The organism is Isoptericola sp. NPDC057559, assembly GCF_042801555.1.
GTDB lineage: Bacteria > Actinomycetota > Actinomycetes > Actinomycetales > Cellulomonadaceae > Isoptericola.
Genome location: NZ_JBHVFQ010000049.1, coordinates 1 through 10,602 on the forward strand (window position 1 = coordinate 1; position 10,602 = coordinate 10,602).

A 10,602-nucleotide genomic window follows, 5' to 3' on the forward strand; every position below is an offset into this window, starting at 1 on the left:
TCGCGGGCCGGCTCGGCCGCCTCCGCGCGCTCGCGACCGGCCCGCCCCCGCGAGCTGTTCACGGTGCGGCCGCGCACGATGCCGATCATCTCCTCGACGAGCTCACGCTCGTCGTCGGACAGCCCGTCGACCAGCCACGCGAGGCCCACGGGGGCGTCGGGGCCACCGTCGAGCACCCGGTACGTGACGTCCTTGCGCCGGTGCAGGCGAGCCAGCGACATCGGCACGACGGTGACGCAGACGCCCGTCGCCACCAGGGCGATCACGTCCGCCGCGGTGGCGGGCCGCTCCGGCTCGACGACGCCGCCCGCGCCGTCGTCGTACGGCTCGGGCCTGCGGCCGGGCGTCGCGGCGTCGCCCGGGTAGAGGACGTCGTCGGCGGCCAGCCACACCACGTCGTCGGCGAGGTCGTCCGCCGTCACGACCTCCTCCTCCTCGGTCGCGGCGAGCAGGTGGTCGCGCGACACGACCGCGACGGGCAGCTCCGTGTACAGGGGGATGGCGTGCAGCACGTCGCCGTCCACCGGCAGGCGCAGGACGGCGGCGTCCACGCGCCGCTCGGCCAGCGCGGCGGGCGCGTCGGCGGCCCCGACCTGCACCAGCTCCAGGCGGACGTCGGGGAGCCGGTCGCGCCAGGTGCCGGCCCAGCGGCCCGGCGTCGCGCCCGGCACGTACCCGAGCCGGAACGTCGGGCGCCCGTCGTCGGGCTGCTCCCCGAGGGCGTCGTCCGGGGGGTCGTCGAGGGCATCGCCCGGCTGGGAGGTCACGGGTCCAGGCTACGTGGGCGTGCCGTGCCGTCCGCCGCGACTACGCTGGGGCCATGGCCGGAACCCCCTTCTCCCAGCAGGTCCTCAAGCCGACGAACGCGGCGAAGAAGCTCGGGGTGTACCTGCCCGCCACGCCGCCCGAGTTCCAGGAGCACGGCATCACGCGCGCCGAGCTCGAGGAGCTCGAGAAGAACCCCCCGCAGTGGCTCGACGACCTGCGCCGTCAGGGCCCGCACCCGCGGCCCGTCGTCGCCGGGCGGCTCGGCGTCTCGATCGCCGGTCTCGCGCGCGGCGGCATCACCGAGCCGCTGACCACCGAGCAGATCGACGAGCTGCGGCAGGACCCGCCGGCCTGGCTCGTCTCCGAGCGCGAGACGGCGGCGAAGGTGCGCGAGGAGGAGGACCGCGTCGCGGCCGAGGCCGCCAAGAAGGCCGAGAAGGCCGCCCGCGCGGAGCGCCGCTCCCGCTGAGCACCCCTCCCGATCGGTTCGGTTCGGCAGGCGGTCGATCACGTCGGCAGGCGGACGTGCCGACGCGATCGACGAGCTGCCGAACCGATCGGCTCAACGGCCCGGCTGGACCCGGTCCGTGTGGCCCAGGGAGAGATCCGGCGCGACGGCGTCGCGGATCGCCTTCTTGAGCGGCGGGATCTCCGGGAACCCGCCCTCGACGGCGCGGTCCCACAGCAGCACCACGGGACGACCGTCACCCGGCTCGAGCTCGACGCGGAACACCCCGCCCGTGCCCGGCACGATGGCCACCTCCGCGAGTCGGGTGCGGAACGTCTGCAGCAGCTCCTGCGCCACCCACGCCGCGCGCATCAGCCACCGGCACTGCGTGCAGTAGGTGATCGACACTCGCGCGGTCGACGTCGGCTCCGGCGCGTCAGAGGCTTCGCTCATGGCGCCAGGGTAGGGCGCCGCCGGGCCGCCCAGGCCGCCCGGTCCGCAGGACGAGGTCCGGTCGGGGACACTGGACGGGTGCACCACTCCCCCGCGCCCGACGACACGCCCGTCACCTCCGACCCGACCTCGCGGCTCGCCACCGTCCTCGCGTCCCTCACCCCGTGGCCCGACGACGGCTCCCGCGCCGACGGCCCCGTCGCCGTCGACGCCACCGACCGGCTGCTGCTCGACGAGGCCGCGCCCCTGCTCGCGGAAGCCGGGCCCGGCGACGTGGTGGTCCTCGGCGACCGGTTCGGCGCGCTGACCCTCGGCGCCGCGACCCTGGGCGCCCCGGACGTGCGGTCGTGCACGGACACCGTCACCGCCGAGGCGGCGCTGGAGCGGAACATGGCCGGCGCGGGCGTCCTGGACCTCGTGCGCGGGGACCGGCCCTCCGTGGAGATCGACCTCCGCGACCGGGTCGACGAGCACCTGCTGGGCGGCGCCCGCGTGGTGCTGCTGCAGCTCCCGCCGTCGCTCGCGGAGCTCACCGAGATCGCCGAGGCGATCGCCCGGCACGCCGCCGAGGACGTCACCGTCCTCGCGGGCGGGCGGGTCAAGCACATGTCCCGCTCGATGAACGACGTGCTGGCCGCGTCGTTCGCCGACGTCCGCGCCAGCCTCGCGCGCCAGAAGTCCCGGGTGCTCGTCGCGTCGGGCGTGCGGCCCGAGGCGCGCGACGCCGAGCCCAGCTTCCCCGTCCGCGCCGTCCTGCGCGACGCCGAGCTGCTCACGGCCGCCTCCGCCGCGGGATCGGCGCCGGACGGGATCACCGTCGCCGCGCACGGCGGCACGTTCGCCGGGCCGTCGCTCGACCTGGGCACCCGCTTCCTGCTCACGACGGCGGCGAAGTGGCCCGCCGCGGACCGTGTGAACGACGCCCTCGACCTGGGCAGCGGCACCGGCCTGCTCGCCACCGTCCTCGCGCTCCGCTACCCCGAGGCGCGGGTGCTCGCGACGGACCGCTCCGCCGCGGCGGTCGCCTCGACGAAGGCCACGGCGGCGGCCAACGGCGTCGGCGAGCGCGTCGCCGTGCTGCGCGACGACGCGGGCGAGGACCTCGAGCCCGCGAGCCTCGACCTGATCCTGCTCAACCCGCCGTTCCACGACCGCGCCGCCGTGCGCACCGACGCCGCGCACCGGATGTTCCGCGCGGCCGGGCGCGCGCTGCGCCAGGGCGGCGAGCTGTGGTGCGTCTTCAACACCGCCCTGCACTACCGCCAGGCGCTGACCCGCGACGTCGGGCCCACCGTGCACATCGAGCAGAACCCGAAGTTCACCGTCACCCGGTCCCGCCGCCGCTGACGCCCGCACCCCGGCCCCTAGGGTGAGGCCATGCCGCGCACCGTCACCCTCAACTACCCCGCGCCGATCGCCGTCGGGCACGCCGTCGAGATCACGGAGTTCACGGACACCCGGCCGGAGAAGAAGCGGCGGGGCTTCGCGGGCGCGGAGCCGTCGACGCACCCCGTGGTGGTCGACCTCGACACCGGCATCCGCTACATGAACCACGTCCACGCGTCGGCCGGCGGCAACGGGGGCAACAGCTTCACGCCGAACCGCTACCCCCTCGACCCGCGCCCGGACCTGCCGGTCGCGGCGACCTGGCGGGGCCGCGTCACGGCCTGCACGCTCGTGATGGTCGAGGGCCTGGAGAACCAGCACACGACCCTGCTGGTCGAGCCCGCCGAGGGCTGACCGGCGGCGGTCGCCGCACGACGAGGGGCCGCCACCCGGACGGGTGACGGCCCCTCGTCAGGAGCGGTGCGAGGTCAGCGCACGCCGACGACGTCGACGACGAAGACGAGCGTCGCGCCGCCGGGGATGCCGGCCTGCGGCACGCCGCGCTGGCCGTAGCCGTGCTCGGCCGGGATGGACAGCAGGACGCGGTCGCCGACGTTGCGGCCGACGAGGCCCTTGTCCCAGCCGCCGATGACGGCGCCGACGCCGATCGGGAAGTCGATGGTCTGGCCGCGGTCGTAGGAGTTGTCGAACACCCCGCCGCCCCAGGTCTGGCCGAGGTAGTTCACGACGATGGTGCGGCCGGCGTCGACCACCGGGCCGGCGCCCTCGGTGAGCACCTGCACCTGCAGGCCGGCGGGCGCGTCGCCCTCGGGGAACGTGATCTGGGGCTTGTCGCCGAAGCCGCCGGTGGCGGTGGGGAGCGTGGTCACAGGGGTACCTCGTCTTCGTCCGGGAGCCGCGGGGCGGGGCCCGCGCGGCAGTGCGTCGTCCAGCCTACGACGCGGACGCCATCGACGACCCGGCGGCGTCGTGCAGCGCCGCGAGCGCCGCCCGCACCGGCGGGGTGTCGGCGACGGCGTCCTGGACGAGCGCGTAGATGGACCGCACCGGCACGGGCCGCACCACGGGGACGGCGACGGTGCCGGCGGCGGGCTTCGCGGAGCCGAGCGCGGGGAGCACGGTGATGCCGATGCCGGCGGCGACGAACGCGAGCGCCGTCGGGTAGTCGTGCGCCTCGACGGCGAAGGCGGGGCTGAACCCGGCCGCGCGGCACGCCTCGAGCAGGTTGCGGCGGCACCACCCGCGGGCGAAGTCGTTGTCGATCCACCGGTCGCCGACCAGCTCGGCCAGCTCGATCTCGTCCCGGCCGGCCAGCGGGTGGTCGTCGCGGACGACGGCGACGTAGGGGTCGTCGAGCAGGTGGTGGGCGGTGGTGCCCGCGGCGGGCCGGAAGTCGGGCTGCGCGACGGCGAGCTGCACGTCGGCGCGCCGGGACGGGTCGGACGGGATCTCCTCGGTGAGCTCGAGGTCGAGCCGCACGCCCGGGAAGCCCTCGGTGAGCGTGCTGACGACGGCGGGCAGCCAGGCGGAGCCGACCGACGCGAAGTACGCGATCGACAGGCTGCCGGACCGGCCGGAGCGCAGGTCGGCCACGAACGTCTCCACCTCCCCCAGCCGGGCGAGCAGGCCGTCGGCCTGGGCGGCGAGCGCCTGGCCCGCCGCCGTGGGCCGGACGCCCCGGCCGTGGCGCGCGAGCAGCTGCAGGCCGGTCTCGCGCTGCAGCGCGGCGACGTGCTGGCTCACGGCCGACGGCGTGTAGCCGAGGTTGCCGGCCGCCGCGGCGACGGAGCCGCTGGCGACCACGGAACGGAAGACGCGGAGGCGGTGGACGTCGAGCATGTCGTGACACTACAGCGAGACTGAAGCATTCGGTAGATATCTGAACTGGTGCTGATGGGTCGTGGCAGGGCAGGATCGGCGTATGGCCACGAGGACCCCCGACGTCACGCGCGTCGCCGCCCCCGCCCGCCCGGCCCCGCTGGGCGCGCTCACCGCGGCGGCGATGGCCGTCACCGTGGTGCTGTGGGCGTCCGCGTTCGTCGGCGTGCGCGCCGTCGGCCACGACCTCGACGCCGGGGCGCTCACGCTCGGCCGGGTCGCCGTCGGCACCGCCGCGCTGTCCGTGATCCTCGGCGTCGCGCGCCTGCGCCGCCGCACCCCCGTGCGCCTCCCCCGCGGCCGGCTGCTCGTCCTCGTGCTGGCGTGGGGCGTCGCGTGGTTCGGCGCCTACAACCTCACGCTCAACGCGGCCGAGCAGCACCTCGACGCCGGCACCACCGCGCTGCTGGTCAACATCGCGCCGATGCTGGTCGCCGTGCTGGCGGGGGTGCTGCTGCGCGAGGGCTTCCCGCGGCGGCTGCTGGCCGGCATCGCCGTCGCGTTCACCGGCGTGGTCGTCATCGCCGTCGCGACGACGTCGGGCCGCTTCGACGTCGCGGGCGTCGTGCTCGGCCTCGCCTCCGCCGTCCTCTACGCGGGCGCCGCCACGCTGCAGAAGCGCCTGCTCCCCCAGGTCGACGCGCTCACCATGACCTGGCTCGGGTGCCTCGCGGGCACGGTCGCGGCGCTGCCGTTCCTCCCGGCGCTCGTCACGCAGGCCGCGGCCGCGCCGACGTCGTCCCTGCTCGGCGTCGTCTACCTCGGGATCTTCCCGACGGCGATCGCGTTCACCACCTGGGCCTACGCGCTCGCCCGCGTGAGCGCCGGCCGGGCGGCCGCCTCCACCTACGCTGTGCCGCCGCTCGTGGTGCTCCTGTCGTGGGCGCTGCTCGACGAGGTCCCCGCACCCGTCGTCCTGCTGGGCGGCGTGCTCGCGCTGGCCGGCGTCGCCGTCGCCACCCTCCCCCGCCGACCTGCCCGGGCGGCCCGGGCGGCCCGGGGGTCGAGCCCGGCCTGACAGGTCGTCGGTCAGAGGCCGGCGGCCTTGCGCTCCAGCACGCCGCGCTCGCGGGCGTTGCCGCACAGGCGGGCGGCGAGCTCGAGCTCCTCGCGGGCCTCGTCGCGGCGGCCCAGCCGCGCCAGCAGCTCCCCGCGCACCGACGGCATCAGGTAGGAGCCGGACAGCACCTCGCGGGCCACGAGGTCGTCGACCATGGCGAGCCCCGCGGCCGGCCCGGACGCCATCGCGACCGCGACCGCCCGGTTGAGCTCGACGACGGGCGACGGCGCCACGCGGCCCAGCGCCTCGTAGAGCAGCACGATCCGCTCCCAGTCGGTGGTCGCCACGGAGCGGGCCGTGTCGTGCTGCTCGGCGATCGCCGCCTGCAGCCCGTACGGGCCGAGGCCACGCCCCACGGCGACCGCCCGCGCGAGCGCGTCCCGCCCTCGGCCGACCGCCGACCGGTCCCACCGCCGTCGGTCCTGGTCCTCCAGCAGCACCGGCTCCCCGTCGGGGCCGGTCCGGGCGGGGAACCGCGCCGCGGTGAGCTCGAGGAGCGCGAGCAGCCCGTGCGCCTCCGGCTCGTCGGGGACGAGGCGCGTCAGCACGCGTGCCAGCCGCACCGCCTCGTAGGCCAGGTCGGGGCGCATCCAGTCGTCACCCGCGGACGCCGTCGAGCCCTCCGAGAAGATGAGGTAGAGGACGTTGAGCACCGAGCCGAGCCGCTCGGGCCGGTCCGCGGCGGTGGGCACCTCGAACGGCACGCGCGCGGCGGCCAGCGTCTTCTTCGCCCGCGTGATGCGCGCCTGCACGGTCGGCACCGGCAGCAGGAACGCCCGGGCGATCTCCTCGCTGGTCAGGCCGCCCACGACCCGCAGCGTCAGCGCGACGCGCGCCTCCTTGGCGAGCACGGGGTGGCAGGAGACGAACAGCAGAGCGAGCCGGTCGTCGTCGATGCGGTCCGGGTCCCACAGGAGGTCGTCGCTCACCTCGACCGCCGTGCCGGGCCCGCCGGTCACCACGCCACCCTCCCCGAGGTCGCGGGCGAGCGCCGCGTACCGCTCGTCGCGCCCGGCCCGGCGGCGGAAGGCGTCGATGGCGCGACGGCGGCCGGTGGCCAGCAGCCACGCCGTCGGGTCTCGCGGCACGCCGTCCCGCGGCCAGGCCACCAGCGCCTCCGCGAGCGCCTCGGACGCGACGTCCTCGGCGAGCGCGAAGTCGTTCGTGTACCGGGCGAGCGCGCCGACGATCCTGCTGGACTCGATGCGCCACACCGCCTCGACGGCGCGACGGGAGGCCGCGCCGTCGTCGGCGCGGCCCCCGTCCCCGGTCGACGGCGAGGTCGACGGCGAGGTCACCGGCGAGGTCACCGGCCCTGCTGGGCCTGCTCGGCCTGCTGCTCGCGCCAGCCCTTCTCCTTCTCGATCCACTCGTTGTCCTGCGGGAAGTCCTCGACCGCGTTCACGCGGCGCACCTCGAGCTTGGTGCCCGCACCGCTCAGCGGCGCCCGCTTGGCCCACTCGATCGCCTCCTCCTTGGAGGCGACGTCGACGATCCAGAAGCCGTTGAACAGCTCCTTCGTCTCGCCGTAGGGGCCGTCGGTCACGACGGGCGTGTCGGTGGTGAAGTCGACGACGGCGCCCTCCGACGCGTCGGCCAGGCCCTCGCCGGCGGCGAGCACACCCGCGTCCATCATCGACTCGTTGTAGCGGCCCATCGCCGCGATGACCTCGGTGAAGTCGAGCTCCTCGTAGGCAGCCTGGCCCTCGTCGGTCCCGCGCATGATCAGCATGTACTTCGGCATCGTCATCACTCCGTTCGGTCGTGGGGGGGTGTCGGCGGATCGCCGGCTCAGAGCTGGTGGGTGCGCTCGCGCCAGGCGCGCTCCCGGCGCACCCACTCGTTGTCCTGCGGGAACTCGTCGATCGACGGGACGCGGCGGATCTCGGCCTTCACCCCCGGCCCGGCGAGCGGCGCCTTCCGCGCCCAGGCGACGGCGTCGTCGATCGTGTCGACCTGGAGGATCCAGTAGCCGTTGAACAGCTCCTTGGTCTCGCCGTACGGCCCGTCGGTCACCACCACCTCGTCGCCCGAGTAGTCGACGACGACGCCCTTCTCCGGCGCGTCGAGCCCCTCGGCGGCCACCAGCACACCCGCGTCGATCAGCGAGTCGTTGTAGCGGCCCATCCGCTCGAGCATGTCGTCGAAGCTGAGGCCGGACTCCTCGAACGCGCGCTGCGACGCGTCGTCGGCCCGCATGATCAGCATGTACTTGGCCATCGTGGTGCTCCCTGTCGTGATCGCGGCCACCCTCCTGGCGACCCTCTCATCCCCAGGTCGAACGGGGAACGACGGGATCGACACGGGCGCAGAACTTTATTCGACGAACCTCTTGCGCCGTTCGGCTAATGGTATTAGCTTTGCGGCTATGGACATCAACCCGACCGCGTCGCTCCGGTACCTCGGCCGCCCCGAGGGGCGCATCGCCTACACGGACGCGGGCACCGGCCCGCTCGTGGTCGCGGTGCCCGGCATGGGCGACCTCCGCTCCACGTACGACGACCTCGTCCCCGCGCTCGTCGCCGCCGGCCACCGTGTCGTCGTCGCCGACCTGCGCGGCCACGGCGACTCCGACACCACGTTCCGCACGCACGGGGACGTCGCCACCGGCACCGACCTCGTGGCCCTCGTCGAGCACCTCGACGCCGGGCCCGCGGTGCTGGTCGGCAGCTCGATGGGCGGCTCCGCCGCCGTCTGGGCCGCGGCGCAGCGCCCCGAGCTGGTGCGCGGGCTCGTGCTCCTCGCCCCCCACCTGCGCGAGACCGCCTCGCCCGCCCAGGCCCGGACCTACCGCCTGCTGTACCGCGCGCTGTTCGTCCGCCCGTGGGGCGCCGCGGCGTGGGCCTCCCTGTACACCTCGATGTTCGCGAAGGGCCGCAAGTCCTCCCGGCACGCGGAGCACGTCGCGCAGATCCGCCGCAGCATGTCCGACCCGGCGCACCTGCGCTCCTTCCGCGACCTGGCCGTCGCGCTCGACCACTCCGTCATCGAGCCGCTGGTCCCCTCGGTCGAGGCGCCGTCGCTCGTCGTCGTCGGCGAGCTCGACCCCGACTACAAGGACGCCGGCGCCGAGCTCGGGCGCATGCGGGACGCGCTCGGCGGCGACCAGCTCCTCGTGCCCGGCGTCGGCCACTACCCGCAACACCAGGCGCCCGAGGTCGTGACCCCGGCCGTCGTCGAGTTCCTCGCGGGCCTGCCCGCCGCCCGGCACGACGACGAGCGCGACGGCGCCGACGAGCGGGGTGCCCGTGCCTAGGGCGGGCCTGTCCCGCGACGCCGTCGTGCGCATCGCGCTCGAGCAGGTGGACGCCGGCGGGCCGACCGGGCTCGCCGACCTCACGCTCGCGAAGGTCGCGGCGTCCGCCGGGGTCGCCACCCCGAGCCTGTACAAGCACGTCGGCTCCCTGGCCGCGCTGCGCCGGCACGTGGCGCTCGTCGCGCTGGAGGAGATGACCACGACCTCCGCCGCCGCGACCGTCGGCCGCGCCGGCCCGGACGCCCTGCGCTCCCTCGCGCGGGCCTGGCGCGGCTACGCCCTCGCGCACCCGGGCCGGTACGCGGCCACCCAGCTCGCGCCGGACCCCGACCCCGACGTCGCCGAGGACGCCGAGCACCGCGCCGCGGCGACCCGCGTCGTCGCCCTCGTCGGGGCCGTGCTGCACGGCTTCGGGCTCCCCGACGACCGCACCATCGACGCGGTGCGCGCCGTGCGCGCGGGCGTGCACGGCTTCATCACCCTCGAGCTGGGCGGCGGGTTCCGCCTCCCGGAGGACCTCGACCGCAGCTTCGACGCCGTCGTCGACATGCTCGTCGCCGGCGTCACCGCCCTCGCCGACGCGCCGCCGTCGGCCGCCCCGAAGGAGCAGCCATGACCGCCGCACCGCACCCGGCCCCCGCCCGCACCACTCCGTCCACTCCGTCCACTCCGTCCGCTCCGTCCACGCCGCCCGCGCCGCCCGACGCCGCGCCGTCCCCCGCGGTGGCGCGCTGGACCGTGGCCGGCGCGGTCGCCGCCGGCGCGCTCCTGCTGCTCTTCCCCGCCCTGCGGCCCTGGCCGGACGAGTCCGTGCCGACCCTCGCCCTCGCCGCCGGCTTCGCGTCCGACCGCTGGGTGGTCGCCCACCTGTGCGGGATCGCCGGGCTCGGGCTGCTCGCGCCGACGCTCCTCGGGGTGCGGTCGCTGCTGCGCGGGCGGCCCGGCGCCCGGGCGGCCACGGCCGCGGTCGTGACCGCGTGGGCCGGCGCCGGGCTCAGCGCCCTGTACTTCGGCGCCGAGATCTTCGGCATCCGCACCCTCGCCCAGGCCGCGCTGCGGACGGGCGACACCGCCCTCCTCGCCGACGTCGACGTGCTGCGGGAGCAGCCCGCCGCCATGACCCTCTTCGGCCTCGGCCTGGCCCTGGTCGCCGCGGCCGGCGTGCTCGCCGCCGTCGCCCTGTGGCGCGGCGGCGCGGCCCCGCGCTGGTCGGGGGTGGTCCTCGCCGGCGGCCTGGTGCTCTACCTGCCCCAGTTCTTCGGCACCCCCGCCGTGCGCGTCGGGCACGGCGCGCTCGTGGCCGTCGGCCTGGGCCTCGTCGCCTGGGCCGCGCACCGCCTGGCCGCCCGCGACTGATCGGGGCGGCGACGAACGACGACGAACGGCGACGGC

Annotated in this window: 14 protein-coding genes; 7 read left to right on the top strand and 7 right to left on the bottom strand. The window is 76.1% G+C overall.

Going from position 1 to position 10,602, the window contains the following annotated elements; translation table 11 throughout:
* On the bottom strand, positions 1-767 hold a 767-nt coding region (locus tag ACFU5J_RS21600), incomplete at its 3' end, for a LysR substrate-binding domain-containing protein (protein WP_430580087.1).
* 53 nt (positions 768-820) lie between these two features.
* Here ACFU5J_RS21600 and ACFU5J_RS21605 point away from each other — a divergent pair.
* The gene (locus ACFU5J_RS21605; protein ID WP_430577062.1) at positions 821-1,237 is read left to right on the top strand and encodes a DUF5997 family protein; all 417 of its coding nucleotides are present in this window, start codon (positions 821-823) and stop codon (positions 1,235-1,237) included.
* A gap of 93 nt (positions 1,238-1,330) precedes the next feature.
* Here the strand turns inward: ACFU5J_RS21605 and ACFU5J_RS21610 are convergent, their stop codons facing one another.
* Entirely contained in the window at positions 1,331-1,669 is a 339-nt protein-coding gene (locus tag ACFU5J_RS21610; RefSeq protein ID WP_430580088.1) for a SelT/SelW/SelH family protein, read from the bottom strand.
* A gap of 78 nt (positions 1,670-1,747) precedes the next feature.
* Between ACFU5J_RS21610 and ACFU5J_RS21615 the strand changes: the two genes are divergently transcribed.
* Positions 1,748-3,016: a class I SAM-dependent methyltransferase gene (locus ACFU5J_RS21615; RefSeq protein WP_430580089.1), complete on the top strand. Its 1,269-nt coding sequence runs from the start codon at positions 1,748-1,750 to the stop codon at positions 3,014-3,016.
* 30 nt (positions 3,017-3,046) lie between these two features.
* On the top strand, positions 3,047-3,409 hold the full coding sequence (locus ACFU5J_RS21620; RefSeq protein WP_430580090.1) for a hypothetical protein: 363 nt from the start codon (positions 3,047-3,049) through the stop codon (positions 3,407-3,409).
* Positions 3,410-3,483: 74 nt separating this feature from the next.
* Here the strand turns inward: ACFU5J_RS21620 and ACFU5J_RS21625 are convergent, their stop codons facing one another.
* Positions 3,484-3,885, bottom strand: coding sequence for an FKBP-type peptidyl-prolyl cis-trans isomerase (locus ACFU5J_RS21625; protein ID WP_430577058.1), 402 nt, complete (start codon positions 3,883-3,885; stop codon positions 3,484-3,486).
* 64 nt (positions 3,886-3,949) lie between these two features.
* A complete protein-coding gene (locus ACFU5J_RS21630) occupies positions 3,950-4,855 on the bottom strand; it encodes a LysR family transcriptional regulator (RefSeq protein ID WP_430577057.1) in 906 nt (301 codons plus the stop codon).
* Positions 4,856-4,937: 82 nt separating this feature from the next.
* Between ACFU5J_RS21630 and ACFU5J_RS21635 the strand changes: the two genes are divergently transcribed.
* The gene (locus ACFU5J_RS21635; RefSeq protein WP_430580091.1) at positions 4,938-5,912 is read left to right on the top strand and encodes a DMT family transporter; all 975 of its coding nucleotides are present in this window, start codon (positions 4,938-4,940) and stop codon (positions 5,910-5,912) included.
* Positions 5,913-5,923: 11 nt separating this feature from the next.
* On the opposite strand, the gene ACFU5J_RS21640 is transcribed toward ACFU5J_RS21635, so the two are convergent.
* From ACFU5J_RS21640 to ACFU5J_RS21650, 3 genes are all read right to left on the bottom strand, one after another.
* Positions 5,924-7,168, bottom strand: a complete 1,245-nt coding sequence (locus tag ACFU5J_RS21640; protein ID WP_430580095.1) for an RNA polymerase sigma factor — start codon at positions 7,166-7,168, stop codon at positions 5,924-5,926.
* A 92-nt stretch (positions 7,169-7,260) separates the two neighbouring features.
* Entirely contained in the window at positions 7,261-7,698 is a 438-nt protein-coding gene (locus ACFU5J_RS21645; protein WP_430577055.1) for a YciI family protein, read from the bottom strand.
* Between the two features lie 47 nt (positions 7,699-7,745).
* Positions 7,746-8,174 (bottom strand): YciI family protein, encoded by a 429-nt coding sequence (locus ACFU5J_RS21650; protein ID WP_430577054.1) that lies wholly within the window; start codon positions 8,172-8,174, stop codon positions 7,746-7,748.
* A gap of 148 nt (positions 8,175-8,322) precedes the next feature.
* On the opposite strand from ACFU5J_RS21650, the gene ACFU5J_RS21655 reads away from it, so the two are divergent.
* The 3 genes from ACFU5J_RS21655 to ACFU5J_RS21665 are packed head-to-tail and all read left to right on the top strand — an operon-like array spanning position 8,323 to position 10,566.
* A complete protein-coding gene (locus tag ACFU5J_RS21655) occupies positions 8,323-9,210 on the top strand; it encodes an alpha/beta fold hydrolase (RefSeq protein ID WP_430580092.1) in 888 nt (295 codons plus the stop codon).
* Positions 9,203-9,826 carry a TetR/AcrR family transcriptional regulator gene (locus ACFU5J_RS21660; RefSeq protein ID WP_430580093.1) on the top strand — a complete coding sequence of 208 codons (624 nt, stop codon included), beginning with the start codon at positions 9,203-9,205 and terminating at the stop codon, positions 9,824-9,826. The genes ACFU5J_RS21655 and ACFU5J_RS21660 overlap by 8 nt, the downstream gene beginning before the upstream one ends.
* Positions 9,823-10,566 (top strand): hypothetical protein, encoded by a 744-nt coding sequence (locus ACFU5J_RS21665; protein WP_430580094.1) that lies wholly within the window; start codon positions 9,823-9,825, stop codon positions 10,564-10,566. Before ACFU5J_RS21660 ends, ACFU5J_RS21665 begins: the two co-directional genes overlap by 4 nt.
* Positions 10,567-10,602 lie beyond the last annotated feature (36 nt).

Excerpts from the sequence above, each read along its gene's own strand:
- ACFU5J_RS21605 (WP_430577062.1), top strand. The coding sequence starts at position 821 with ATGGCCGGAACCCCCTTCTCCCAGCAGGTCCTCAAGCCGACGAACGCG.
- ACFU5J_RS21610 (WP_430580088.1), bottom strand. The coding sequence starts at position 1,669 with ATGAGCGAAGCCTCTGACGCGCCGGAGCCGACGTCGACCGCGCGAGTG.
- ACFU5J_RS21620 (WP_430580090.1), top strand. The coding sequence starts at position 3,047 with ATGCCGCGCACCGTCACCCTCAACTACCCCGCGCCGATCGCCGTCGGG.
- ACFU5J_RS21630 (WP_430577057.1), bottom strand. The coding sequence starts at position 4,855 with ATGCTCGACGTCCACCGCCTCCGCGTCTTCCGTTCCGTGGTCGCCAGC.
- ACFU5J_RS21635 (WP_430580091.1), top strand. The coding sequence starts at position 4,938 with ATGGCCACGAGGACCCCCGACGTCACGCGCGTCGCCGCCCCCGCCCGC.
- ACFU5J_RS21645 (WP_430577055.1), bottom strand. The coding sequence starts at position 7,698 with ATGCCGAAGTACATGCTGATCATGCGCGGGACCGACGAGGGCCAGGCT.
- ACFU5J_RS21650 (WP_430577054.1), bottom strand. The coding sequence starts at position 8,174 with ATGGCCAAGTACATGCTGATCATGCGGGCCGACGACGCGTCGCAGCGC.
- ACFU5J_RS21655 (WP_430580092.1), top strand. The coding sequence starts at position 8,323 with ATGGACATCAACCCGACCGCGTCGCTCCGGTACCTCGGCCGCCCCGAG.
- ACFU5J_RS21665 (WP_430580094.1), top strand. The coding sequence starts at position 9,823 with ATGACCGCCGCACCGCACCCGGCCCCCGCCCGCACCACTCCGTCCACT.